This is a genomic window from Amycolatopsis sp. NPDC050768 (assembly GCF_040654155.1).
Taxonomy (GTDB): domain Bacteria; phylum Actinomycetota; class Actinomycetes; order Mycobacteriales; family Pseudonocardiaceae; genus Amycolatopsis.
In genome coordinates, this window is sequence record NZ_JBFAHL010000012.1 from 264068 (window position 1) to 289870 (window position 25803).

Sequence of the window (25803 nt, forward strand, 5' to 3'; positions counted from 1 at the left end):
GATCCCGATCACCGCGGACCGGGCCGCAAGCCGCCATGAGGGCATGGCGCGAACACCGTCTCTGACACGGCGAGCGACCTCGGCGCCGTGGTGCTGCGACGGTCATGACGGTTGCCTGCCCGGGCGGACGACCGCGACCGGGCACGCGGAGTGCACGAGCAGCGCTTGGCTGGTGGAGCCCAGCAACATCCCGGTGAACCCGCCGCGGCCACGGCTGCCCACCACGACGAGTTGCGCGTCCGCTCCGAGCTCCAGAAGAGTCCGGACCGGCCGTCCTCGGACCACCACGACGTCGATCGGGAGGTCGGGGAATTTTTCACGCCAGGGCGCGAGCTGCTCGTCGACCCGCCGTCGTTCGGCTGCGGCGACGTCCTCCGGGCGGGTGCCCGCTGCCCGCAACTTTCCCTCCGGCGTGATCTCGTTCCAGGTGTGCACCGCCACGAGAGCGGTGCCGCGAGCCTCGGCTTCTTCGCACGCGTAACCCAGAGCGTCGTTGCTGTCGGGAGACCCGTCGAGCCCGACAAGCACCGGGCCGGCCACCGGCGGCGGGTCGTCCGGCCGACGCCCGCGCACCACGACGACCGGGCACGGCGCGTGGGCGGCGAGTGAGACCGCGGTCGAGCCGATCAGAAGCCCGGTGAACCCGCCCATCCCGCGCGAGCCCAGCACCACCACTTCGGCGTCCGCACACTCTCGCAGCAGGACGCCCACCCGACCGCCCTCCACGACGGCCCGCTCGATCCGCACCGACGGCCACTTCGCCAGCACGGCCCCCTCGGCCTCGGCCACGCCCGACTCGGCGAGGGACCGGAAGCCTTCGCGCACGGCTGTCACAGCCATGCCCGAGACTCCCGGCGAGGGAACCACGTACGCCTGCACGAGTCTCAGCACCGCGCCCCGGCGCACAGCCACCTCGGCTGCCCAGACCGCAGCGTGCAGGGCCGAAGCCGAACCGTCCACGCCGGCCAGCACCACGCGGTCGTCACGCCGGGACACTGTGCGCACCTTCGCCCGACTGTCGCAGCGCCCGCAACCGCTCGAACCGCGCACGGTCGTCTTCGTCACGCGCGGTGATCTCCGCTTCGGTCAGGACGATGGCGTCCGGGCCGGGGAACACGATCGACACGTGGTCGTCGGCCGGCCAACGGACGCTGAACGGAGGGGTGCCGTCCGGCCCTCCGACGGCGAAGATCAGGCCCCGCTGTTCGGGCAGGTCGACTCGAACTCCCTTCACTACGAGCCAGTCGCCGGGTCGTGCGTGCATCACTCCTCCTCGAGATCAGGTTCGGCGGCGGGAATCGCGGCCGCACAAGTCAGTTCTTGCCGGCAAGTTCCACCGCGGTGACGCCCTCGACCGTTTTCGCGAGAGCGGCGACGAGCCCTCGTTCGGCTTCGTCGGCGAAGGTGCCGCGGACAGTCACCAAACCTGCAATGACGGAGACAGACCACAGGTCGCGGTGCCCCGTGTAGTCCTTGAACAAGCCACGGACCTGTGCGGCGATGGCGTCGTCGTGCCGCACGAGCGGGCGCAGCAGGTCTCGCCGGCTGACAATCCCCGCCAGACCGCCCGCGTCGACGACCGGGATGCTGCGCAGCCGGTCGACGAGCATGCGGGCGGCGATGTCGCTGACATCGGTGTCAAGCTCGACCACGACGACCAGCCTGGTCATCACGGATTCCACGAGCCGGCCCGGCGCGACCGGCTCTCCGGTCAGCACCCCGCTCAGCGCGTCGGCCTCCGTGAACGAACCGACGACGTGGTTTTCCTCGTCGACCACGGGCAACGCGGCGATGCCGTGCTCCATGAGCAGCACGATCGCCTCCCGCACCGGCGTCGCCGGCCCGACCACGACCACCGGCCGCGTCATGATGTCCCGTGCGCGCACGGCTCTCCTCCTGATGTCTCAATGAACGACGGCGACCGGGCACATCGCATGAGCGAGCAACCGGTTCCCGGTCGAGCCGAGCAGACCGCCCGAGACCGACCCCCGGCCGCGACTGCCGATCACGAGCAACTGGGCGTCCTCGAAACCCAGCAACGCGCGCGCAGCCGAGCGTTCGCGGATTGCCCGAGCCAGGATCGTGACACCGGGACCGGTCCGTGCCAGGTCGTCGCCCCGGCGTCGGAGCGCTCGCTCTTCGCCCTCCGCGGCCGCTTTGACCAGTTCCGGATCGTCGAGCCGTCCCCCGTGCCACGCGTGCACCAAGATCAGCGGCACCTGGCGGTCGCGGGCGGCCTCGACCGCGAACTTCAGCGTGCGACCGTCACCATCACCGACAACACCCGCGACCACCGGCCCGCCCTGCTTCTCGCGGCCGCGCACGATCACCGCGGGGCAGCGCGCGCTCGCGGCGACTCGCAACGCCACCGACCCGATCGCGGCTCCCCGCAGCCCGCCGATTCCGTGCGAACCCAGCACGATCAGCGCTGCCTCGTCCGACAGCCCGACGAGCAAGTCGGCGGCGAGCCCGAGCCGGACCAGGTACTCGATGCGCACACCCGGCGCGGCCTCCTGCGCGGCTCGTTGGATCCAGCGGCGGGCGCGCTCCAGCAGCAGCGGTTCTTCCCACGACCGTTCGCGGCCGCTGAGGTCGGCCGTGTCGAACAGCCCGGCGTGGAACAGCCGGAGCACGCAATCCCGGCGCACCGCTTCTTCCGCCGCCCACCGGGCGGCGGCCAAAGCCGCCTCCGATTCGTCGACACCGACCACCACCGCGGCGCGGGCTGTCGTTCCCGTCACGACATGTCTCCGTTCCCGCCACCTCAGACCGGTGACTCACTCCACCGTCGCTCAGCCGCGATGAGCACGGTCAGGGGAGGAAGTCCCTTCCGGACGGGACGAAAGCGCGGAGTGCTTCATCAGCGTCGCCGCGTAGTCGGGGACCTCGCGCTGCAACCGCCGGTCCGTCCGCGCGTACCCGCCGTCGCTCGGCCGCGGCGGAATGGTCACGGCCTCGCGCGGGATCTCGCGATAGGGGACGCCGGCGAGCAGGTGCGCGATCATGTTGATCCGCCCACGGCGCTTCTGGTCGCTGTCGACCACGTACCACGGTGCTTCGGGGATGTCGGTGTGCACGAACATGTCGTCCTTCGCCCGGGAGTAGTCCTCCCATCGCGACACCGATTCCAGGTCCGTCGTGGACAGCTTCCAGCGCCGGAGCGGGTCGTCGATCCGCGCCCGGAACCGGCGCTCCTGCTCGTCGCGGCTCACCGAGAACCAGTACTTGTGCAACAGGATGCCGTCGCCCACGAGCAGACGCTCGAAAATCGGGCACTGCTGCAAGAACCGGTGGTACTCGTCGGGTGTGCAGAACCCCAGCACCCGCTCCACGCCCGCGCGGTTGTACCAGCTGCGGTCGAACAGCACGATCTCACCGGCGGCGGGCAACAATTCCACGTACCGCTGGAAGTACCACTGCGTGCGCTCCCGCTCGGTCGGCTTCGGCAACGCCTCGACCCGCGCCACCCGGGGGTTGAGGTGCTCGGTCAGCCGCTTGATCGTGCTGCCCTTCCCCGCCGCGTCACGGCCCTCGAACACCACGACGAGCCGCGCGCCCTCTGCGCGCACCCACTCCTGCAACTTCACCAGCTCGATCTGCAGCCGGGCGAGCTCCTTCTCGTAAACCGCGCGCGACAGCCGCGCCGCGGGGTGCTTTCCGGTCATCGGGTCACGTCGTCCCACACGAAGTCGAGGCCGTTGCACACCTCGACCACCCCGGACACCGCTTCGATGCGACTGGTCACGGACGCGATCTCGCTGCGCTGCTCGACCCGGCCCGCCACCGTCACCACACCGGAGTGGACCATCACCCGCGCACGATCCGGCCCGATCCGCAGGGACTTTCTCAGCAGGACCGTCACCTCGCGGGCGATCTCGGAGTCCGAGCGCGAGATCAACCCGACGAGGTCGCGCCGCGCGACAACACCCACCGGCCGCCCGGCGGCGACAACGAAGAGCCGTCGCAGCCCCGATTCGGCCAGCCGCGCCGCGACGTCGGCAACCGGCGCACCGGCAGCCACGGTCAACGCCGGGCTCGTCATCACGTCCCGCGCCGTTCGCGGCGGCCACGCGTTGCGGCGCCACCAGCCGCGACGGCGATCCGAGCGCAGCAGCGGCAGCAAGTCCCGTTCGGACACCACACCGGCGATCGCACCTTGGCGATCGACCACGGCCACCGCGCTGATCCCGCGGCGGACCAGGACGTCCGCGATCTCCTTGACCGGGGTGTCCAGCCGCGCGCACACCGGACTGGGCGTCATCACCGCTGCGACGGGTGTCGTGCTCGTGTTCATCGTTCCTCCCCTGTCGAGGTTTGTCCGTTCCGCTCCCTGCTGACCACCAGCACGGGGCAGTCGGCGTGGTGCAGCAACGCGTGGGTGGTGGAACCGAGCACCATGCCCGTGAAGCCGCCTCGCCCGCGGCTGCCCACGATCACGACGGCCGCGTCCTTGCCGTATTCGATCAGCCGGTCGCTCGGCCGGTCCCGCTCCACAACGAGCTCGACGTCGACGTCCGGAAAGCGTTCGCGCCGACCGGCCAGCCGCTGAGCGAGCGCGCGCTCTTCCGCTTCGCCGACGTCGATCAGTGGGGTCGCGCGGCTTTCCCCGAACGGCCGGCCGCTGCAGCTGTCCTGCCACGCGTGCAAGGCCACCAGCCGGGTGTGTCGCCGCGACGCCTCCTCGAACGCCCATCCGATCGCGGCGTCGCTCGTCGGGCTGCCGTCCACGCCGACGATGACCGGCCCGTCCACCCGTGTGGCGCCACTGCCGCGGACGATCGCCACCGGACAGCCGGCGCGGGCGATGAGGTCTGCGTCAGGTGAACCCGCCAGCAGACCGGACAGTGTTCCGGTGGGCGGGCCCAGCACCAGCAACAGCGCGCTCTGGGAGGCCTGCCGCAAAGCGGCCTCGACGCCGGCGCCGCTCGCCTCGGTGGTGATCGACACACCGGGCTCGGCCACCGCCAGCTCGTCACGCGTCGTCCGCGCAACCTCCAGCGCGAGCGCCTCCTTGGCCGCACGCCACTCGGCGCCACCGACGGACGGACCGTCGACCCCACTCACGGTGAGCACAGTCAGCGACGTGTGCCACCACGCGGCTTCCCGCGCAGCCCAGCGAGCAGCAACCGCGGCCGGTTCGCTGCCGTCGACACCCACGACCATGTGATCGATCACGACTCGCTCCCCCGCTGCCCGATCAAGACTTCACCCAGGCCCCTGCGGACGCTCGGCGGCGCGATGCGCGACGTACGGCCCAGCCGCATCAACGCCTGCGGGAAACCGGGCAAGCCGCGGTCCTCGCACAGCGCCGACCGCACCTCCGGCACGTGCAGGGGCTGCGTCAGCACCGCCACCGCCAGCCCGCTCGCGATCGCCTCGAGCCAGCACTGCTCCAGCGCGTAGCCCGCGTGGACGTGATCGGCGCGGCCGTCATCGGTGGTCAGGAAGAGCAGGAACGTCTCGCCCGCCAGCCTGGATCGCAAGACGGGCAGCTCCGGTAGGTCGGTGGTGCGTCGGACCAGCCCCGCCCACGGGAACTCGCCGCCCGGAACCACGGTGCGCCCGAGCCCCGCTCCGTGGCGGTGGCTCGCTTCGTCGCGAATCGTCCACAAGGCGATCTCACGTTGATACGCGCCGTCGTCACGGATCGCGCGCGCAGCGTGGTCGAACAACGCCGCCAGCTCACCGGCGTCGGGCAGCGGCACCGCCTGGGCTCCGGTCGTCACCGCGGCCCGCGCCACCTGCTCGGCCTGCCTCCGCCCCACGGGCGTTCCGGTGAACCGCGCCCGCTGACTGCGCCGGGTCGTGGTCGCGGAAAACCGCCTCAGGTCCGCGTCCGACGGCTGCGCCGGGACTGTCGCATCGATGCGCGCCACCACTTCCGGATGGGCGGTGTCGGGCAGGATCGTGACGTCCGCTCGCCGGCCGAGCACCCGCACCGCCAGCTCGAGGTTCGCCAGTGCAGCCCCACACGACATCACCAGGTCGCGCCGATCGGGATCGTGCCGCGGCAACGCGACATCCGTCCGCTCGCGCAGCACGACCGCTCGCCCGACCGGCTCGACCGTCCAGGGCTGGGTGTTGTGCACTGACGGCGCGCGCAGCACCGCGCGGCCGAGTACCTCCACCTCGGCGCCCGTCCAGGCACCGGCCCGCGGTCCGGGTGCCGGATCGGCTTCGCTGGTCACGGCTTCTCCTGAAGGTGTCGACTGGCCCGACTCCTCAGCTAACCGCCGGCACCGGGTTCGGCGCGCCGGCCACAAGGCATCGCGGCGAAGGACCAACGTCACCGAAGCGGCGATCGAACCTCTCGACCCGCAGCGAAACTCGCGGGCTCTCGGTCCGCACATCTCCGCCTACCGCAGCCCTGCAGACCGGTGCACGCTGCCCGATACGTCCCCCAGCCCATGGAGACGGTTCCTCGTGACACCGTCGGCCACCCGCACCGCAGATCACCATGTGACCTCGGCCCTCGAACAGCGGTGTTCCTTCTACCGCAGCGAATGTCGGCTGCTCGCCGCCGTCGATGAGCCGACCCGACGGATCCTCACGCCAGACGGTGGACTCGCCGGGGCCGTGGCCATGCCCCGCGAGCTCGGACACCAGGTGCCGCCGATGAGGCTGTGGCTGCCGGCGGTCGAAGCCAGGGTGCGTTCCAGGTGCCGCCGTCGGTCCGGGGGCAGGTGCGCGCCGCCCATGGTCCAGTCGAGACAGTTGCGGATGGCGTAGTCGTCGCGGTGGCGGGTCTCGTAGTCGTCGCGGATGCGGGCGGCGTCGGTGTCCGATTCGCCGAGGATGACGCTGGCGGACATCCACACCCGGATCGTTCGGTTCTCCCGCGCGGCCAGGCTGCGTAGTTCCTGACTCTTCTCGCGCGCAGCCGCGGGGTCGCGGCGGATTCGAACCCGGCGACCTCAGCCGCGCGGACCAGCTCGACGTTCTGCGCCCAGCTGATCTCGTGGCGATCAGGCGATTGGCTGATCGCGCCGGCCGAGCTGACGTTGAGCCCGAAAATCTCCAGTTTGAGACCGGTGTCGGCGAATAGCGCCCGCTCTCGTCGCAGGGCCTTGCAGCAACGGTCTCCGACCGTTGATGGGAGCCGTCGGCACCCTCAACATCCGCGGCGCTCTGCAGCGTCCTGCCTGCCGCCGTCGCCGCAGACTTCTCGCTCTGGCGCAACATCCAACGCGAATACGTCGCAGAACTCCTTGGCCACAACGGGTTCGGCTGCACCTGCGCGGCGAGCGGTGGCACAGGTGCCGGAGGCCAGAACGGCGGCGAACGATGGTGGAGCCGGAATCCGCCGATCCGGCCCGCGGCAGTCACGTCGCCGGCGGCAAGGGTGGTGACGGCGGCACTGGAGGAGACGGCGGCGGTGACCTGAGCTTGTCGTAGATGCGCGTGAGGTGGCTTTCGACGGTGCGGGGGCTGAGGAACAGCCGTTCGGCGATTTCGGGGTTGGTGTGGCCGTCCTGGACGAGGCGGGCGATCTGGGTTTCCTGCGCGGTCAGGGTGGTGTCGGTCTCGGTGCGGTGGGTGCGGACGGTCGCCCCGGTGGTGTGGAGTGCGCGGGCGGCGCGTTCGGCGAAGCCGGCCATGCCCATGGTGGTGAACAGGTCGTGCGCGGTGCGCAGCTGGTCGCGGGCGTCGCCGCGGCGGCGTTCGTGGTGCAGCCATTCGCCGTACAGCAGGTGCGCTCGGGCCAGTTCGGGCCGGACGCGGGTGCGGCCGAGATGTTCGATGGCGTCGCGGTAGGCGTGCTCTGCGCCCGGCCCGTCGGCCAGCAGCGCGCGAGAACGAGCCTCGACGCCCAGCGCCCAGTCGGTGCCGGCGGCCCGCAACAGGGGTGAGAACCAGGCCCATGTCTCGGCACCGGCGTCTCGCGTTCCGGTCCGGACGGCCGCCTCGATCAGCTCTGCCGCACCCCATTGGGAAACGAACCGCTGGCCCGGGTTGTCCGACTCGATGAGGCGCTGGGCTGCCCCGAGCGCGTCGTCGTAGCGGGCCAGCCCCAGGTACAACACCACGCTCGTCCACGCCGTCGCGGCCAGCGCGATGCCCTCGCCCCGCGCGGCCGCGCCCGCGACGACCGGTTCGCTCAGGTCGTGGAACTCGGTTTCCCGCCCTTGCCAGGCCCTGAGCAGCAGGCCGCCGTAGGGCGGGAGCTCGATTCCGGTCGCCTCCGCGGCCGCTGCGCTCTCTTCGAGCAGCGGCGCGACCTCGGTCAGCTCGCCGTCGACCACCTGCGCGGACACGCGCGTTTGGAGGGCGAGGGGGAGCGCGGCGAGCGTGCCGGTGTCTCGGGCGATCTCGACGTGGCGGCGCGTGAGGACGTCGAATGTCTCGTCATCCCACAGATTGCGGGCGGTGACCAGCGCGAACCACGTCCAGCGAAGGGCGTCCTCCGGGGCGAGGTCGGGGCTGCGGAACGCCGCGAGCGCTCGCTTCAGCGGCGCCACGGCGGCCGCGTATCCCTCCGTGATCTGCAGGATCAGACCGTCGAGCAGCAGATCGAGCGGGCGCGGCGGGTCCGGGGCCGGGGGCGCAGCCCGCGCGGCTTCCGCGACCTCCCGGATTCCCCCGCCGCTCGCCAGCGGGCCGGCGAAAGCCGCCGCCTCCAGTGCCCCGAGGAAGGTGTCGCGCGACAGGCGCGCGTCGAGTGGCGCGAGCCGAGTGGCGGCCTCGAGCAGCAGCCGCGGGGTGTCGCGGCCGCGCCTGGTGACCAACGCGATCTGGGCGCGTAGCAGCTCGCAGCGAGCACGGCGGAATTCGTCGGGCGGACCCGCCTCGACAGTGGCCAGCAGTTCCAGCGCCGCGTCCGGCGCGCCGGCCTGCTGCTTGGCCTGCGCGGCGCCGAGCGCTCGCTCGGCCCGCTGGACGGGGTCGGGAGTCAGGCGAGTGGCCCGCTCGAGAAACGCGGCAGCCGCGGCCACACCCCCGCGCGCCTGCGCCCGCCCGGCCGAGTTTTCCAGCTCGGCCGCGACCATCTCGTCCGGCCCCGCGGCCGCGTGGGCGCGGTGCCACGCCCGTCGATCCGGATCCTGCTCCGCGTCGGTGACCGCGCCCAGCGCGGCGTGTACGCGGCGCCGATCTTCGGAAGATGCGGCGCGGTAGACGGCCGAGCGCACCAGCGGATGCCGGAACCACGCTTGTGGATCGAAGCTGACCAGGCCGGTCTCCTTCGCCGGTGCCGCTGCCGTGATCCTGATGCCGAGCCGCTGGGCCGCGCGCCACAGCAGCACCGGTTCGCCGCTCTGCTCGGCGGCCGCGACCAGCAGCAGCAACCGCGTCTCGGCCGGCAGCGGCGCCAATCGCCGGTGAAAACTCTCCTCGATCCGGTTCGGCAGCCCCTCGATGCTCGGCAGCCCGAACCCACCCGCCAGCTCGGCCGGGCTCAGCCCGCGCGGGAGTTCCAACAGCGCCAACGGATTCCCCCGCGTCTCGGCCACGACGCGGTCCCGCACCTCCGGGTCCAGCGGTCCCAGCGCTGAGCTCAGCAACTCCCGCGCCTCCTCGGCGGGAAGACCACCGACAACCAGGTCCGGAAGCCGCGCCAGCTCCCCGGTCTCCTGCGGCTCCCGCACGGCGAAGACCATGCCGACGGACTCCGCCGACAACCGCCGCGCCACGAACACCAGAGCCTGCACCGACGCCTGATCCAGCCACTGCGTGTCGTCCACCAGGCACACCAGCGGCCGCTCGTGGGCGGCCTCCGCCAGCAGGCTCAACACGGCCAGCCCGACCAGGAACCGATCCGGCGGCCTGTCGCTCCTCCCCATCCCCAGAACCGTTTCCAGCGCGACCCGCTGCGGCCCCGGCAATCGAGCCAGCCCAGCCAGCATCGGCGCGCACACCTGATGCAGCCCCGCGAAGGCCAGCTCCGCCTCGGCCTGAGCCCCGGCCGCGCGCATCACCCGACACCCCCGGGCGACCTCGGCGGCGTACTCCAGCAAGGCCGTCTTGCCCACGCCGGGCTCGCCACGCACCACCAGGACCCGGCTCTGGCCCGCCCGCACGGCGTCGACCAGCCGGTCGAATTCAACCCGCTCCCTGTGCCGGTCCCGCAGCATCTCGCACCACCGCTACCCGCTCCGTCGCCGCCCCCGCCGGCCTGATCGGACAGACCCCGCGGCGACCTCATCGGAGCCTCAAACATAACTCCGGCACCGCGTGCACGCCCGGTCGACCAAGTTCCACGTTCACAACCGGGCGCTGTCTCAACACGGACGCGAGCGCGTTGTCAACGAGCGGTCATCAGCCGGCCGAGCGGATTTCGCGAGCATCGTCTAGGTCCCACTCCAGTGCTTTGCCGACATCGCCGGCCGAGAGGGTGCCGACTCCGACGCGCTTGTTTATCGAAGGTCGGTGCGCGGGGTGGAGCAGCAGAGCAGCGCCTGGCCTGCTGCCGGCGACTCCAGCGGCAACTGCGCGTAGCCGACGGAGCCCGACAGGACCGGCGTGCCGCACGTCTGGCACGCGCCGGTGCAGCAAGCTCCAGCGTGCGGGCACGTCGCACGCGTCGGCGAGTTCCAGCAGCGTGCCGCCTGGGAACGGTGCCGAAATGCCACTGCGGGCGAACGTGACGCCCGGCCCGGTGCCGGGCGGCCCGGCCGGCGGGTGCGGCGGCCGGGTGATCCGCCCGACGAGCCCGGGGTTGATGGCGTCGAGCGCGCCGAACAGCTCTGTGTGGATGGTGCGGAGTCGAGCCCGGCCGACGTCAACGCAGCGGTCATGTCGGTCATGAACGCGGCCCGGCCCGCCGTGCGCGTGGCTGATCGCTCAGAACAGCTGCGGTTCAGGTGGGCGCCCGCGAAACACGTTAGAAGCAACGTGCTTCGCGGTCGCCGGGTCCGGTCGGCGTCGGGGCGGCGGGTGGTCGAGATCGCCACATGACGCGGTGAACGAGTCCGGCCCTCGCAGCGTTCGGCCTGCCGGGGCCGGAGGTGGGGTCAGTTCAGTTTGCGCGTGTCCGAGGGCAGGCCGCCGCCCGCGTATACGTCCTCGGCGAGCTTCGCGAGGGCGGTGAGCGCCACATTCTGGCTCCACGGACCGTAGGACACCCGTGAGACGCCCAGTTCCTGCGCACGCGCCAACGGGATCGAGCCGGGGATGCCGATCAGGTTGACCTTGCGCTCGCCGAGTGCGTCGACCAGGCGGGCCACCTGGTCCTCGTCGAGCAGACCGGGCACGAAGAAGTTCGACGCACCTGCCGCCAGGTAGGCGCGGCCGCGGGCGATGGCGTCGGCGAGCACCTCGTCGGGGTCGCGGTCGCCGGCCTTGAGGAACGCGTCAGTGCGGGCGTTGAGCACGAAGTCGACACCCGAGTTCTGGGCGGCGGCCACGGCGGCCTCGACAGCCTTCACTGAGTCGGCCAGCGGCTTCATCTGGTCCTCGAGGTTGCAGCCGACGGCGCCGACGTCGATCGCCCGCGCCACCGTGCCGCCCGGGTCGCCGTAGCCGGCCTCGAGGTCGGCGGTCACCGGCAGGTCACCCGCGACGCGCACGATCAGGGCGACCTCGGCGATCATCTCGTCGCGCGGGATTTTCTCGCCGTCGGGGTAGCCGCGGGAAGCCGCGATCCCGTGGCTGGGTGTGGCCAGTGCCTTGGTCCCGGGCGTCTCGGCGACAACCTTGGCGGTGATCGCGTCCCAGACGTTGACGACGAGCAGCAGTTCCGGGGCCGCGTGCAGCTCCTGCAGCAGCGTGGCCTTGTCGCCGGTGGAAGTCATGCCGGTCAATCTATCCGGTCAATCTTCCGGCCGAATGACAAGGACGATCCCGGCCGACGTTCGCTGACTGGCATCAGGCATCGCGGGAGTCGCGCAGCGCCTGGCAGCGTCGGGTCGTCGCTGTCACGCTGCCCGTGGTCAACCGGGAACTGAGCTGGTGAGCACAGCCGACGCCGCTCAGCGAGGTGTCCCGGCGCGCGGGCGAACCTCGTGGTGCGGCCGAGTTCGAGACGGCGACGGCCGACGCGTGCGCCGATCACATCCGCACGTACCGGGCGATGTCTTCCCGGAACTCGGTCAGGGCCTGTTCGGTGAGGGTGGGCCGGGTGTCGGCGACGGCGGCGAGGTAATCCTCGGTGCCGGCGGGGGCGCCGCGGCCGTGGACGACATCACGTTCGAACGCGGCCTGGGCACCTTTGCGAGCGGCGAACTCGATGTCGGCGGGGGTGAACATCTCGCTCGCCGCAACGAGCCGCTCGAGCTCGACGCCTCCGGCAGCGGGGCCGAGGTACCGCCGCCAGATCGCCGCCCGGGCCGCCGGGTCCGGGGGACCGACCGGAAGAACGTAGTCGAACCGGCCCGGGCGCAGGAACGCCGGATCGAGAGAGCGGACGGAGTTGGTGGCGCAGATCAGCAGGCGGTCGTCGTGGTCGCGGAAGCCCGGGATCAGTTTGAGCAGCTCGTTGGTGACTCCGTGGCCAGGATCGACGGCCAGCCCGGACCGGACGCCGGCGATCTCCTCGACTTCGTCGATGAACAGCACAACGGCCTCGAGGTCGGCCAGGTCGGCGAACGTGTCCCGTAGCGAAGTAGCCAAGCCTCCGGCTCCCGACGACGCGAGCCTGGAGGGGAACAGCTCCACGAACGGCCATTCCAGCCGGGAGGCGACCGCTTTGGCGAAGCTGGTCTTGCCCGTGCCCGGCGGGCCGAAGAGGATGACCGCCTTCGGCTGCACGACGCCGTACCGGTCCGCCAGCACGGGCTTGGCCAGCGGCAGCACGATCCGCCGCTCGATGGTTTCCTTCTCCCGCTCCATCCCTGCGAGATCGGTCCACAGTCCACGCGGCAGAACCCGCCCGCCGAGCTCCGCGAGCAGGCCCGCGTCGCTGGCCCCGAGATGCTCGACCTTTTCGTAGAAGATCAACCCGGGGCGAGCCGGATAGCCGGAGTTTTCCAGGGCCACGGTTCCCGTCGCGCCGGGCGGGAGCAGCGCACTGATCCGGCGGATTCCGTGCTCCCTCAGCCGCCGCTCGAGCTCGCCGATCAAGGAGCTGCCGATCCCCCGGTTGCGCCACCGCCGCTCGAGCGACACCCCCGTGATCCAGGCCCGCTCCCCCTGTGCCTGGGCGACCGCCATCCCCACCAGGTCATCGCCCACCACCGCCACCACGACAACGCCGGTCCGGGTCGCAGCCATGACCTCCGAAATCGGAAACACCGGAGGCGAATCGTCCGCCTGCCGGTCCTGATCCCAGAGCTGGATGGCGCGGTCCAGATCGTCGTCGTGGAAATCCCGTAAACGCCACGTCGGCACGACCTGCACGGTACCGGCCACCGCGCCTGGTGTGCGAGGCCCAACGTCCAGGAGCGGCAGACTCGGCTCTCCGAAGGCTCGCAACACCGCCAGCGCACCGGCAGGGGCGCACTTTGAAGGTGCCCAGGCCAACGTCGGTTACCAATCGGTAGCCGAGGCCAAGGTGGGGCAGGACGTGACCGCGTTTCACTTCACCACGGCGTGAGAGCTCCACCGAATCGCCGCCGAGCGCAGGGGCCGACCAGCGGGTCGGCCGTGGTGCCGATCATTTCTCGAACCAACGAGACTTCCGAACGGACGGACTGGAGCGGCCAGGAAAGCGTCAGGTTCCCGCAGCGGAAGATCAGCTACCGCCTCGTCGACGACCTGCCGGGCCCGGATCCTCGCGTTCGACCTGCTCCAGCTCAGCACCAGAATCCAGTTCGACGGTGCCCTACGACGATCGTCGTAGCCAGCTGCTCGCGCTGTCTCGCCGACTTCCGGGCCGGCTTCTTCGATGGCGCCGTCGAAGAAGCCGCCCGGCGCGTGGCGCGGGAGATCACCGCCGACACTGGCGCACGTGCCGGGGAAGCGGTGTCGGCTACGGAGCCCGATCGAAGACGTCGCAAGTGCCGGGGCCGCGGTCCGATGTCTCCGACACCGAGATCGCCATCACCTGATCGAGCGGGAATCCGGTGAACGTGAACGTCGCCCCGGCGTCTTGCCCACCGATCGTCTTGTGCTGCGTGCTGGGGCGCTCGTCGAAGGTCTCGGCGAAGACGGTCAAATTCGCGGGGCCCGGGTAGGTGACGTGGACATCGAACCCACCGGCGGTCGCCGTCGCGGTCGCCGTGTACGGGTCGCAGATCAGTTGCTCGAGGTTCTCGACGTGCGCGTGCAGCAGGCCGGCCGCACGCAGGATGGCCGCCTCGCCGGTGCCGCCGTCGGTTGCCGTAGCCGACGACGTCGCCGCATCGTGGGCAGCCTGGGAGGGCTGCAGACTCTCCGCTCGACGAGCGTTTGCGCCGACCCCGACCATCACGACGACCAGCACCGCCCCGAAGATCCACGGCCAGCGCCGCCTCGCTCTGGACGCTGGTTGTGGCGGGACCATCGGGTGTGAGTTGGACACTGGTGCTCCTTCGCTGACATCAACACGACATGGTCGGTCCGACCCCGCCCGGCGTTACCGGCCGCCGCCGGGAATTCGGCTCCCGACGACCCAGGCGCTTCCTCCGACGAGCAGCGCGTCTGCAGCGGACAACACGAGGCGGCCATCGTGCAGCCGACGCCGGCGAACAACGGCGCTGGCTAGAGCACGTTCACGCCCACGGGCAGCACGCACTGACCGCGAGCCAGGCCGTAGACGGCGAGCCGGCGTCGAGTGAGCGGATTCACTGCACGGTCTTGATCAAGAAGGTGTGGCAGATTCGCCTACGCCGAGATTCTTCCCGGTGACAAAGGCCGACCTGTGCTGCTTCCGCAACCGGACCGAGCCCGAATGGGCCTACCCCCAGGACTCGACGAGTCGCTCGGAGCCCGCTTCGGACATTGGCTGCACGACCTACCTCGGCACGTCACTGGATCACCGTGATGCCCGCGCAGTCGATGGTCGCGCTGACCCCTTGGCCACGGCCGTCGGAGCTCTGAGCGTGCCGGCTGAGAATCTGATCACCGGTGATCGAGGTCGTGTTGGCGGCCGCGTCCTAGGAGACCAGCAGGTCGGAGACGGCATCCTGGGGGAAGGCGGCTGCCGTACCGCAGTCGGCCGACACTGTCTTCTGTTCAGCCGGAACGATCGCAGCGGCTCGAGGCCGGAGATCGGCCGTGTGGCTGTGGCGGATGACGACCACGGATCGCCGATGGTGTCCGTCGAACTCGTCCCCCGCTCAGCGAGTACTACCGCGTCACGGCGCTCCGTTCCCCGCCGAACGCTCCTGCGGATGAGTGGCCAGTGCCTCGACGTTGACGTCCATCCACTTCCACATCGGCAGCGAGGTCAGGGCGTCGTGCAGGGCGGCCGGGTCTTCGGCCTCGTACAGGCCGATGGTCGCGTTGCGGCCCGGCACCCGCCACAGTCGTTTGAGCACACCGGCGGCGCGCAACTCGTGCGCGCGCTCGCGTTCGGCCTTGCGCAGCCGCTCACGGAGCTCGTCCGGGGTCTCGGGCGGCAGCAGGTTCTCGGTGCGGACCAGGAATTCCACGGTTCCTCCGGTGGGCTACGACTTCGCGATCGCGAGCAGGCGGTCCACGAGCTCGCCGGGCGCGGTCACCATTGCCTCGTGCCCGGTGGCGATCTCGTGCACGGGCCAGCCGCGGTTCGCGGCCCGCTCCGCGTGGGTCCGGAACACCCGCATCCAGTCCGTGCACTCGACGAACTCCGCGGGCACGCCCTCGCCCGCGCCGGTGAGACGCAGCGGCTCGGTGTAGGTCAGCCACGGCTGCGGCGTCAGGCGCGGGCCGAGCCACGCCAGGTCGGCCTCGTCCGTCACGCCGAGCACACTCAGGGACCGGACGGGGATGAGCCAGCCGAAACCCGGGCCGGCCACCGACTCGCGGTAGTGTCCGGCGACCTGCTCGGGCAGCAGGTCGATGGCGGCTTCGCCGTCACGGCCGGCGAACGCGTCGAGGTACACCCGCTTGGCGAGCCGCTCGGGCACCCGATCGGCGACACCGGTGACCACCTGCCCGGCGTAGCTGTGCCCGACCAGCACGACGTCGCGCAGGTCGTGCGCCTCGAGCAGGCTCACGACGTCCTGGATGTGCGTGCCGAGCCCCACCGCGGGGCTGAGCAGGTGGGCGCGGTCGCTGAGCCCGGTCAGCGTCGGTGCGAAGACCTCGTGGCCGGCCGAGCGCAGCGCGGGGGCCACCCGCTGCCAAGCCCAGCCCCCGTGCCACGCTCCGTGCAGCAGGACGAAAGCGGTCATGCGGGTCCTCCCCCGTTCTCGAACAGCGCCAGCGCGGCCGCGGTGTTGGACGCCGGCACGTGGTAGGTCTCGTGGATCCGCGTGATCCGCTCGTCCATCGCGCCCCGCATCACCAGCCACATGATCAGCTCGATGCCCTCCGTGCCGGCCCGGGCGACGTACTCCTCCCGCGTGAGCCGCGTGAGGGCCTCCGGGTCGGTCTCGATCTTCTCCAGGAACATGCGGTCGAACGGCGTGTTGATCAAACCCGCGCGAGCACCGGCCAGCTGGTGCGACATGCCGCCGGTGCCGAACACCGCGACGCTGAGATCCTCCGGGAACGACCGGATCGCGCGTCCGATCGCCTGCCCCAGCGCGTAGCAGCGGGCGGCCGTGGGCTGCGGGTGCTGGATGACGTTGACGAGCACAGGCACCACCGCGCACGGCCACTGCTCCCCCGGATCCGGGCAGTACACCGACAGCGGCACGGTGAGGCCGTGGTCGACGTCGAGGCCGTGGAAGGTCGCGATGTCGAAGGAGTCGTCGATGAGCCGGCGGACGAGGTGCTCACTCAGCTCCGGCGCACCGACGACCGGTGGCACCGGGCGGCGGCCCCAGCCCTCGTCGGCCACTTCGTAGGACTCCGCGGTGCCGACCGCGAAGGTCGGGACCAGGTCGAGGTCGAGCGCGTTGGCATGGTCGTTGTACACGATCACCGCGACGTCCGGCCGATGCTCGGCCATCCACTCCCGGGCCGCTGCGTACCCGTCGAACAACGGTTTCCAGTACGGCTCGGCGGTTTTGCGGTTGTCCATCGCCGCGCCGATCGACGGGACGTGCGACGTGGCGAGACCCCAGATCACCCTAGCCAAGTTTCCGCCCTCCCGATCGCATCGCCTCGGCGAACTCCTCGGCCGTCATGCCGGTGAACACACCGCCGAGGTACTGCATGGACTTCCCGTCCAGCATCGCCAGTTTGTAGGTGTAGAAGACGGAGCCGCCGAGTTCGAGCATCCCGGTCCAGTCCCGCTCGAGGATCGCCTTCTTCTGCTCCGGCGACAGCCCGAACTCGTCGCAGTAGGCGGATTCGTCCTCGGTGAACCGCCGCCGGTTCCGTTCGTCCTTCAGCGACAGGCACATCTTGTTCAGCGCGTACCCCCGCCGGCTCGCGCGCAGGTCGAGCAGGTAGTCGTCACGGGCCTTCGTCATAGCCACTCCCTTCCGTTCCCCCGGCTAGAACACCACGGTGGTGGAGCCGTCCCGGACGACGCGGTCGTCGCAGTGCCACGCCACCGCGCGAGAGAGCACGAGCCGTTCGACGTCCGCCCCCTTTCGCTGTAGCTCGGGTACCGAGTCCCGGTGCGACACGCGGATCACGTCCTGCTCGATGATCGGCCCCTCGTCGAGGTCTTCGGTGACGTAGTGCGCGGTCGCGCCGACGAGCTTCACACCGCGCTCCTTCGCCCGCTGGTACGGCCCGGCGCCGACGAACGCCGGCAGGAACGAATGGTGGATGTTGATCACCGGCACGCCGAGCTCGGCGAGGAAATCGGCGGACAGGATCTGCATGTAGCGCGCCAGCACCACCACATCGACGTTGCCCTTGAGCAGGTTCAGCTGTTCTTTCTCAGCGGCCGCCTTGTCCCCCTTGCCCACCGGCACGTGGAAGAACGGGATGTCGAAGCCGCGCACGTCGTCGCCCAGGTCGGGGTGGTTCGACACCACCATCGGCACCGTCATGTGCACCTCGCCGCGGCGCTGGCGCCACAACAGGTCGAGCAGGCAGTGGTCCGCTTTGGACACCAGGATCGCGGCCCGCTTGCGCCGCCTCGCCTCCACCAGCCGGAACTCGAGTCCCAGCTGTTCGCCCAGGCGCGTTTCCAATGTCGCGTTCAGGTCGGCCAGCCGCGAAGGCAGATCCGCCAAGTGGAAAACCGTGCGCTGGAAGAACCGGCCGCCGGACGGATCGCTGGTCGACTGGTCGAGCGAGACGATGTTGGCGCCCTCGTCCGTCAGCACCCCCGACACGGTCGCCACGATCCCCGGCCGGTCCGCGCCCTGCACGATCAGGCGCCCGTAGTCGTCGTCCTGGGTGGCCCCGGTCACGCGCGCCCGTCCTTTCCCTCGATCCGGGCGAGCAGCTCCTGCCGCCACGCTTCGGTCTTCGCGAGCTCGTTGAACGTGAAGACGTGCAGCCCGTGGACGTTGCCGCCGCGCGGCGCCTCGGCGGCGAGCTGCCTGGCCAGTTTCGTCGGTTCGTAACCACGCGGCAGCAGCAACCGCCACATCAGGTTCTGCTGCTTGCGCAGGAACCGCGCCGACTGCCCCAGCCCGATCCCGGCCGAGATCCGCACGAGCTTCTGGCGGTTCACCGGGCCCGGCAGTCCGATGTGGACCGGCAGGTCGATCCCGGAGGCGGAGAGTCCCGCGGACCACGCGCCGGTGACCGCCGCGTCGAAGCAGATCTGGGTGATCACGCGGGTCGCGAGCGGAGCCTTCTGCCGCAACCCCCGCTCGAGCGCGGGGGCCGGGATCTTCGCGTGGCCTTCCGGGTAGCCACCTATACCGACGTCGGTGAACGGGTGGCCCAGGTCCTCCATCGCCCGCAGCAAGGCGTACGCGTCGGCGAACTCGCCCGCCGGCTTCGGCGCGTCACCCCCGATGACGAACACCGACCGCACCCCGGTCTCACGCAGGCGGGTTACCACGTCGGCGACGTGGGCGCGGTCGATGAACTGCCGCGCCGGCAGGTGCGGAGCGACCTGATAACCGTGACGCAGCAGACGTTCGGTCAGGTCCAGGGTGGTGTCGATACCCTTCGCCTCGGTGACGGTGACCGTCAACGGGACGGCGGTGGGCACGTGCTCGAGCACGGCCGACTCGGTGCCGCGGAACGGCATCACCTCGTAGCTCATGGTCCGCACCAGATCGGCCAGATCCGGCCGCCGGCGCCCCGAGCCCGCAACCTCCTGCTGGATGGTCATGCGCCGCCCTCGTTTCCTCGTACCGCAAGCGCTGCCTGCCGCGCCGACCGGCGCGCCATCGGCCGGCCACCAGTAGAACGGAACGCCGATCGTTTTTCGTCCGGCAGGGAGGCCTAGTTCACCGCGACAAATGACGGGGGCGTCCGCCCCGCGCGATGCGCCTAGGTCGAATGACGTAGCCGAGACCGGCCTGCGGGACCTCACGCTCGGCACCTCCGCGGGCCTACCGTCCAACGGGGGCAGCCCAGGACCGGCGAGTGGCCCTCGGCCTTCCGGCGGCGTGCGACCGCCGCCGGGACCCAGACACCAGTCGCACGAGAACGGACCGCACATGAGCGCGAAAAGCCTGCAGGACGTGGTCGATCACGCGGGGAACACGGTGGACCTGCTCCGCAATTCCCAGCTCGGCGCCTACATCTACCCGGTCGTCCCGGCCGAGTTCACCAACTTCCGCCGCGAGGTGATCGCCTGGCGGTCCACAGCCGTGCTGTTCGACCAGACCCACCACATGGTCAACCTCTTCCTCTCGGGCCCCGACGCGCTGAAGCTGATCTCCGACACCGGCATCAACAGCGTCGCGAAGTTCCCGGTCGACTCGGCCAAGCAGTTCGTCCCCGTCTCGCCCGACGGCGGGGTGATCGGCGACGGCATCCTGTTCCGGCTGGCCGAGGAAGAATTCGTGTTCGTCGGCCGCGCCCCGGTGGCCAACTGGCTGACCTTCCACGCGAGCCAGGGCTACGACGTCGAGCTGCGGCTGGACCAGCGGTCGCCGTCGCGGCCGTACGGCAAGCCGGTGACCCGGGATCTGTGGCGCTTCCAGATCCAGGGCCCGAACGCCTGGCCCGTGATCGAAAAGGTCCACGGCGGCCCGGTGGAGCAGGTCCGGTTCTTCCGCATGGGACACCTGAACATCGCCGGCCGGCAGGTCCGGACCCTGCGCCACGGCATGGCGGGCGCGCCCGGCCTGGAGCTGTGGGGCCCGTACGAAACCTACGACGAGGTGCGCGAAACCATCCTGGAAGCCGGCCGCGAGTTCGGGCTCGAGCCGGCCGGGGCGCGCGCGTACTCGTGCAACACGATGGAGTCCGGCTGGATCCCGTCGCCGCTGCCCGCGATCTACACCGGCGAGCAGCTGCGCCCGTACCGCGAATGGCTCGGCGCCGAAAGTTACGAGGCGACCAACGCGCTGGCCGGCAGCTTCGTGTCCGACCGGATCGAGGACTACTACCTCAACCCCTGGGAGCTCGGCTACGGCTCGTTCGTCAAGTTCGACCACGACTTCATCGGCCGCGACGCGCTCGCCGCGATCGACCCCGAGAGCCAACGGCGCAAGGTCACCCTCGCGTGGAACGCCGAAGACGTGGGCACCCTGCTCACCTCACCCGTCGATCCGGACGGTCCCGGCTACCAGTTCTTCGACCTGCCCAACGCCAACTACGGCTCGTCGAACTTCGACTCGGTGCTCGACGCCGACGGCAACCGGATCGGATTGTCGCTGTTCACCGGCTACAGCGCGAACGAGCGCGCCGCCCTGTCTCTGGCCACGGTCAACCCCGACGTGCCGCTCGGAGCGGAGGTCCGCGTGGTCTGGGGCGAGCCGGACGGCGGCTCCCGCAAGACCACCGTGCAGCCGCACGAACAGTTCTCCGTCCGGGCCATCGTCAGCCCGGCGCCGTACTCGGCGATGGCGCGCGAGAGCTACCACCCCGGCTGGCGCTCGGCCGTGACGGTGTGAGCACGCCGTGACCGTGCTTTCGCCGCGCTGCCGAGGTCGCCAGGGGCGTAGTACGGTGTGCGAGGCCGTCGTCGTCCCCGGGACGGCCTGTTGGCAGGTGACCGCACGGTGGTGATCGCACGTGACCCGACGGGGCGTCGGCTCTCTGGCGAACATCGACCTGAACTTGCTCGTCATCCTGCGGGAGCTGCTGCGCGAGCAGAACGTGACCCGGGCGGCCCAGCGCGTCGGTGTGACCCAGCCCGCCGCCAGCGCCGCGCTGGGGAGGCTGCGCCGGCACTTCGGCGACGACCTGCTCGAACGCACGCGCTCGGGATTCGTCCTCACCCCGCTCGGGGAGCAGCTGGCCGCCGAAATAGAACCGGTGTACCTGGGCGTCGAACGGCTCTTCTCACCCGAACCGGAATTCCACCCTGAAGACACCGAGCGTGAATTCACCGTTCTGACGAACGATTACGTCATCGCCGCGTTCGGCGAATCGCTGTCACGCGCACTCCATGCGGCAGCGCCTCGTGCGCGGTTGAGCGTGAAAGTGGCGAAAGGTGAGCTGCCCGCGGATCTGCCGGAAACCCTCCGCGGAATCGACGTGATCATTTCCGCGCCGAAGTCCGCGTTCAAGGTCGACGAAATCCGAGGTCGGGAATTGTTCCGCGACCACTGGTCGTGTGTGGTGGCGGCCGAAAATCCGGTGGGGGACCGGCCGCGTCTCGCCGACCTGGAGCGGATGGCGTGGGTGATCCCCAACCACCCCGACGACGGGTACCCGGCGAGTTCACCGCTCGCGCCGGTGCTCGCCCAACTGTCCACGCAGCCGCAGGTCGCCGTGCGGGTGGACAGCTACCAGGCGACGCCGTACTTCGTGGCGGGCACGGACCGGGTCGCGGTGATGCAGCACCGGCTCGCCCGGCAGTTCGCCGACCGCGGCGATCTGCGCATCCTGCCGTACCCGGGTGACGCGCCACCGATCGTCGAAGTTCTGTGGTGGCACCGGAAGAACACCGAGGAACGCACGCACGCGTGGCTGCGCTCGGTGGTCGAAGAGGCCGCGGACGGCCTTCGTGAGCCCGAACGGGGTATTCACGGCGGTTATGCGGCGGGTGCAGACGATTTATTACCGAACCCCGCTCTGTGAGCCACATACTGGCAATCTGCGAAACACGGTGAAGCACTCTGGCCCGAGCGCACAAAGGAGTGTGCCTTGTCGAATTCAACGACGAGCAGACCGATCATCGACGTACTCCCCCTGATCGAGAACCAGAAAGTGGGGAGGTTCTGGACCGCACTCTTCTCCGTATCCTGGCTGGTCGCGTTTCTGGACGGCTTCGACCTCCAAGTCATCTCTTTCGCGGGCCGCTATCTGAAACAATCGTTCGACCTGACCAACACCGAACTCGGCACGCTGGGCACCGTGGGTGTCGTCGGGACTCTGCTGGGCGGGATCGTCATCGGCTACCTGGGTGACCGGGTCGGCCGCAAGCCCGCCATCGTCGTGTCGGTCGCCGGGTTCGGGATCTTCATGGTCCTGGTCGCCTTCGCGCAGGACTACCCCCAACTGGTGCTCCTGCGCCTGATCACCGGGCTGTTCGTCGGTGGCGCGCTCCCGCCGGTGTGGGCGCTGGTCAGCGAGTTCGCGCCGATCCGGCTGCGGTCGACGTCCGTGGTGATCGTGATGGTCGGCTACAGCATCGGCAGCGCGTCGGGCGGCCCGCTCTCGAACCTGCTGATCCCGCGCTTCGGCTGGCAGTCGGTGTTCCTCGTCGGTGGCGCGGCGTCACTGGTCGTGCTCCTCGCGGTGGTGCCGGCGCTGCCGGAGTCGGTCAAGTTCCTGGCGCAGAAGGGCCTCGCCCCGGACCGGATCAAGCGCACCCTGCTGCGCGTGCGGCCCGGGCTCTCGCTGCCGGACAACGCGACCTACGTCGTCGGGACCGACGTCGTCGAACGCAAGCACTTCACCCCGGTGGCCCTGTTCCGCGGGCGGCTGGCGGTGCTCACCACGCTGGTGTGGGCGTCCTACTTCTGCTCGGCGACGGTCGTGTTCTACCTGACGTTCTGGGGCCCGATCCTCAACGAGCAGATCGGCTTCAGCGTGTCGGCGGCCGCCACCCTCGCCGCGGGAACTTCCGCGGCGGGCGCGCTGGGACAGGTCCTGATCGGCCGCTTCATCGACCGCCGCGGGGCCGGGACCATCGCGATCATGCCGCTGCTGGCGGTGCCGTGCCTGCTCGTGATCGGGTTCGTCCACCTCTCGGCGCTGGCGTATGTGTTCGTGCTGCTGCTGTCGAACGTGTTCATCATCGGCGGCCACGGTGGCGTGATCGGCATTTCGGGCATCTTCTACCGCCCCGCGATCCGAGCCAACGGCGCCGGCTGGGCGACCTCGGTGTCCAAGCTCGGTGCGATGCTCGGCCCGTGGCTCGCCGGGGTGCTCCTGGATCACGGTCTCAGTGCGCAGAGCACCTTCTTCGTGTTCGCCGTCTTCCCCGTCGTGATGATGACCGCGCTCCTGGTGCTGGGCCGCTTCCAGCGCCGCCTCCCCGCCACCGCGGACGGTGCGCTGCGTCCCGTGACCACGGCCGCCGACGCGGCCCGGCCCACTCGCGAAGAGACCACCACACCCGGCTGAACCACCGGAAACCGTGGACAGCGGAGGGCTTCCCGCGCCTAGTGCATGGGAAGCCCTCCGCTGCGCCGAGGGATCCCCGCCACAGCGCGGAAATCCCGGTGCCCGGTCACCCGGGTGGCGGAGTCAGTCCCTCCCGGATCGCCAGCAGCGCCGCCTGCGTGCGGGACGAGAGCTGCAGCTTGCTCAGCACATTGCTGACGTGCGTACGCGCCGTGCGCTCGCTGATCACCAGCGTGTCCGCGATGTCCCGGTTGGCGAAGCCCCGCGCCACGAGCACGAGGATCTCCCGCTCGCGCGCGGTCAGCGCCGAGAGCCCGACCCGGGGCGCGGCCATCCGCCGGGTGAGCTGCTTGGCCACCGCCGAGTCGAGGTGGACCTCACCGGCCGCGGCGGCGCGGATGGCCGTGGCGACTTCCTCGGGCTCGGCATCCTTGAGCAGGTAGCCGGCGGCTCCGGCGGCGAGCGCGGTGTGCACGCGTTCGGCCTCGCCGAAGCTGGTCAGGACCACGACCTTCACCTCCGGGTGCTCCGCGAGGATCCGCCTGGTCGCCTCCGCGCCGTCCATCCGGGGCATCTGCAGGTCCATCAGCACCACATGGGGCAGCGGCCGCTCCAGCGTCCGCCACTCGCGCAGCAGCTCGATCGCCTGCTCCCCGTCCCCCGCCTCGCCGACCACCTCGAGGGCTGGCTCGATCTCGACGAACGCCCGCAGCCCGCGTCGCACCACCACGTGGTCGTCGACGAGCACGATCCGGATCATTTCGGGGCTCATCCGGTGGCCTCTTCCCGCACTCGCCGCAGCGGCACCGCCGCCCGCACCGTCCAGCCCCCGCCGGGGCCCGGCCCCGCCGCGAACCGCCCGCCCCAGCGCTCGGTGCGCTCGCGCATGGACACCAGGCCCAGCTGGTCGCGGCTGCCGAGGGGCTCGTCGCCACCGGCACCGTCGTCCCGGATCCGCACGACGAGGTCGTCGGCCTCGACGCGAAGGCCGACCTCGACGGTTGACGCACGGGCGTGCTTCACGACGTTGTGCACCGCCTCGCAGACGATCCGGTACAGGTCCTCCTGCACGTCGAGCGCGCCGGTCATCCGCAGCTCGTCGGCCGCGACCACGTCGATGACCAGCCCGGTCCGCACGCGCACGCTCTCGGCGTGCGCCCGAACGGCGGCCACGAGGCCGTGTTCGGCGAGGTCCAGCGGTCGCAGCTCGAACACCAGCAGCCGCAGGTCGGTGAGCGCGCCGGCGGACAGCTCGGCGAGCTCCTCGGCTATCGGGCGGATGTGCTCGAGCGCGGCGTCGCGACCATCGAGCCGGCCGCGCAGTGCCTTGGCCTGCATGCGCATCGAGAAGAGCTGCTGGACCACCGAGTCGTGCAGATCGCGGGCCAGCCGGCGGCGTTCGTCCGACTGCGCGCGCGTGCGGGTCTGCGCCAGCAACGACGCCGTGTCGATCGCGACGGCGGCGTGGTCGGCCATCGCCTGCAGGAACGCGAGCGAGCCCGCGCCCGGATCCTCCCCGGCGCGGTAATAGGCGTTGATCACGCCGACGGTGCGGGCGCGGACCACCATGGGCATCGCGACGAACCCGTCCCAGTCCGGCCGGTTCATGATCTCGTGCAGCGGCTCCCACGTCGGGTCGGCCATGATCGCGGCCTTGCGATGCACCTGCACCACCGGCTCGCCGCCGACGAACGCGTCGAAGAACCGCACGTGCGCCCCGAGCCGCCGGCACGCGCTGAGGCGGTCGACGAAATCGGCGGCCGGACCGAACCCCGCCATGCCGAGGATGCGCAGGTCGGCGGCCGGATCGTCGAGCGCCAGGATCTGCACGGCGACGATGTTGGCCGTCATCACCATCTCGCGCGCCACCGCGTCAAGGGTGGCCCGCAGCGAAAACGCCCCGGCCACGCTGGACGCGGCCCGCGCGATCGCGGTGAGCCGCTCTTGCTGACGCCGGACATCCGTGCGGTCGCTGAACCAGACCGCCTGCCCGCCGTCGGACAACGGCGACAGCCGGTACTCGAGATCCAGGACCCGTCCGCCCGGCACCGGCCAGCGAACGGTTTGCCGGCCACCGTCCGGCGCCACGGCGTCGGGCTTCACCGAGTCGGGCTCCACGGGGTCGGGCGCGAACGGCGCAGGCTCACCGATCAGGTCGGCTGCGGCCGAACCGAGCAGGGCCGCGGCCGAGTCGTTGAGGGCGGCGAAACAACCCGCGGCGTCGAGCACGGCGAGCCCGTCGGCGGACACCGAAACAAGGGCGTGGAGAGCTTCGGACGGCAATTCCGGCCTGCTTCCGCTCGGACTCCGTTG

At 70.7% G+C, this 25803-nt stretch carries 24 protein-coding genes; 3 read left to right on the forward strand and 21 right to left on the reverse strand.

Translation table 11 applies throughout. The features are described 5' to 3' along the window. Positions 1–102: 102 nt before the first annotated feature. The 19 genes from AB0H62_RS32120 to AB0H62_RS32210 all read right to left on the reverse strand — a co-directional run bounded on the left by AB0H62_RS32120 (position 103) and on the right by AB0H62_RS32210 (position 19132). Positions 103–996, reverse strand: coding sequence for a universal stress protein (locus AB0H62_RS32120; protein ID WP_360590235.1), 894 nt, complete (start codon positions 994–996; stop codon positions 103–105). Then, positions 983–1264, reverse strand: a complete 282-nt coding sequence (locus AB0H62_RS32125) for a DUF1918 domain-containing protein (protein ID WP_360590237.1) — start codon at positions 1262–1264, stop codon at positions 983–985. Before AB0H62_RS32125 ends, AB0H62_RS32120 begins: the two co-directional genes overlap by 14 nt. A gap of 49 nt (positions 1265–1313) precedes the next feature. After that, positions 1314–1886: a CBS domain-containing protein gene (locus tag AB0H62_RS32130; RefSeq protein ID WP_360590239.1), complete on the reverse strand. Its 573-nt coding sequence runs from the start codon at positions 1884–1886 to the stop codon at positions 1314–1316. Positions 1887–1904: 18 nt separating this feature from the next. Further along, positions 1905–2741: a universal stress protein gene (locus AB0H62_RS32135; protein ID WP_360590241.1), complete on the reverse strand. Its 837-nt coding sequence runs from the start codon at positions 2739–2741 to the stop codon at positions 1905–1907. A 51-nt stretch (positions 2742–2792) separates the two neighbouring features. Next, positions 2793–3665 carry a polyphosphate kinase 2 gene (gene ppk2, locus AB0H62_RS32140; RefSeq protein WP_220239717.1) on the reverse strand — a complete coding sequence of 291 codons (873 nt, stop codon included), beginning with the start codon at positions 3663–3665 and terminating at the stop codon, positions 2793–2795. Continuing rightward, on the reverse strand, positions 3662–4294 hold the full coding sequence (locus AB0H62_RS32145; protein WP_220239716.1) for a CBS domain-containing protein: 633 nt from the start codon (positions 4292–4294) through the stop codon (positions 3662–3664). The genes ppk2 and AB0H62_RS32145 overlap by 4 nt, the downstream gene beginning before the upstream one ends. Continuing rightward, positions 4291–5175, reverse strand: a complete 885-nt coding sequence (locus tag AB0H62_RS32150) for a universal stress protein (protein WP_360590244.1) — start codon at positions 5173–5175, stop codon at positions 4291–4293. The genes AB0H62_RS32145 and AB0H62_RS32150 overlap by 4 nt, the downstream gene beginning before the upstream one ends. Beyond that, positions 5172–6188 carry a nitroreductase gene (locus AB0H62_RS32155; RefSeq protein ID WP_360590246.1) on the reverse strand — a complete coding sequence of 339 codons (1017 nt, stop codon included), beginning with the start codon at positions 6186–6188 and terminating at the stop codon, positions 5172–5174. The genes AB0H62_RS32150 and AB0H62_RS32155 overlap by 4 nt, the downstream gene beginning before the upstream one ends. 303 nt (positions 6189–6491) lie before the next feature. Next, positions 6492–6812, reverse strand: a complete 321-nt coding sequence (locus AB0H62_RS32160; protein ID WP_360590248.1) for a hypothetical protein — start codon at positions 6810–6812, stop codon at positions 6492–6494. Between the two features lie 510 nt (positions 6813–7322). Next, a complete protein-coding gene (locus AB0H62_RS32165) occupies positions 7323–10070 on the reverse strand; it encodes an AAA family ATPase (RefSeq protein ID WP_360590250.1) in 2748 nt (915 codons plus the stop codon). Positions 10071–10949: 879 nt separating this feature from the next. After that, positions 10950–11729: an isocitrate lyase/phosphoenolpyruvate mutase family protein gene (locus tag AB0H62_RS32170; protein ID WP_220239713.1), complete on the reverse strand. Its 780-nt coding sequence runs from the start codon at positions 11727–11729 to the stop codon at positions 10950–10952. A 256-nt stretch (positions 11730–11985) separates the two neighbouring features. Next, positions 11986–13272 (reverse strand): bifunctional GNAT family N-acetyltransferase/ATP-binding protein, encoded by a 1287-nt coding sequence (locus AB0H62_RS32175; RefSeq protein ID WP_360590252.1) that lies wholly within the window; start codon positions 13270–13272, stop codon positions 11986–11988. Positions 13273–13843: 571 nt separating this feature from the next. Beyond that, a complete protein-coding gene (locus tag AB0H62_RS32180; protein ID WP_220239712.1) occupies positions 13844–14296 on the reverse strand; it encodes a hypothetical protein in 453 nt (150 codons plus the stop codon). An 853-nt stretch (positions 14297–15149) separates the two neighbouring features. Beyond that, the gene (locus AB0H62_RS32185; RefSeq protein WP_220239711.1) at positions 15150–15446 is read right to left on the reverse strand and encodes a muconolactone Delta-isomerase family protein; all 297 of its coding nucleotides are present in this window, start codon (positions 15444–15446) and stop codon (positions 15150–15152) included. A 15-nt stretch (positions 15447–15461) separates the two neighbouring features. Further along, positions 15462–16169 carry an alpha/beta fold hydrolase gene (locus tag AB0H62_RS32190; protein WP_360590255.1) on the reverse strand — a complete coding sequence of 236 codons (708 nt, stop codon included), beginning with the start codon at positions 16167–16169 and terminating at the stop codon, positions 15462–15464. Further along, complete coding sequence (locus AB0H62_RS32195) at positions 16166–17020, reverse strand: class III extradiol dioxygenase subunit beta (RefSeq protein ID WP_360590257.1); 855 nt, start codon at positions 17018–17020, stop codon at positions 16166–16168. Before AB0H62_RS32195 ends, AB0H62_RS32190 begins: the two co-directional genes overlap by 4 nt. Then, positions 17013–17357 carry a protocatechuate 3,4-dioxygenase gene (locus tag AB0H62_RS32200; protein ID WP_220239708.1) on the reverse strand — a complete coding sequence of 115 codons (345 nt, stop codon included), beginning with the start codon at positions 17355–17357 and terminating at the stop codon, positions 17013–17015. The genes AB0H62_RS32195 and AB0H62_RS32200 overlap by 8 nt, the downstream gene beginning before the upstream one ends. A gap of 24 nt (positions 17358–17381) precedes the next feature. Continuing rightward, positions 17382–18254: a formyltetrahydrofolate deformylase gene (gene purU, locus AB0H62_RS32205; RefSeq protein ID WP_220239707.1), complete on the reverse strand. Its 873-nt coding sequence runs from the start codon at positions 18252–18254 to the stop codon at positions 17382–17384. Further along, on the reverse strand, positions 18251–19132 hold the full coding sequence (locus AB0H62_RS32210) for a methylenetetrahydrofolate reductase (RefSeq protein ID WP_360590260.1): 882 nt from the start codon (positions 19130–19132) through the stop codon (positions 18251–18253). The genes purU and AB0H62_RS32210 overlap by 4 nt, the downstream gene beginning before the upstream one ends. A gap of 331 nt (positions 19133–19463) precedes the next feature. Between AB0H62_RS32210 and AB0H62_RS32215 the strand changes: the two genes are divergently transcribed. From AB0H62_RS32215 to AB0H62_RS32225, 3 genes are all read left to right on the forward strand, one after another. Next, a complete protein-coding gene (locus tag AB0H62_RS32215) occupies positions 19464–20867 on the forward strand; it encodes an aminomethyl transferase family protein (protein ID WP_360590262.1) in 1404 nt (467 codons plus the stop codon). A gap of 121 nt (positions 20868–20988) precedes the next feature. After that, positions 20989–21999, forward strand: coding sequence for a LysR family transcriptional regulator (locus tag AB0H62_RS32220; RefSeq protein ID WP_220239704.1), 1011 nt, complete (start codon positions 20989–20991; stop codon positions 21997–21999). A gap of 66 nt (positions 22000–22065) precedes the next feature. After that, a complete protein-coding gene (locus AB0H62_RS32225) occupies positions 22066–23490 on the forward strand; it encodes an MFS transporter (RefSeq protein ID WP_360590264.1) in 1425 nt (474 codons plus the stop codon). A gap of 106 nt (positions 23491–23596) precedes the next feature. On the opposite strand, the gene AB0H62_RS32230 is transcribed toward AB0H62_RS32225, so the two are convergent. Beyond that, positions 23597–24262, reverse strand: coding sequence for a response regulator transcription factor (locus AB0H62_RS32230; RefSeq protein WP_255637872.1), 666 nt, complete (start codon positions 24260–24262; stop codon positions 23597–23599). Continuing rightward, entirely contained in the window at positions 24259–25773 is a 1515-nt protein-coding gene (locus AB0H62_RS32235; protein ID WP_360590266.1) for a GAF domain-containing sensor histidine kinase, read from the reverse strand. Before AB0H62_RS32235 ends, AB0H62_RS32230 begins: the two co-directional genes overlap by 4 nt. Between the last annotated feature and the right edge of the window lie 30 nt (positions 25774–25803).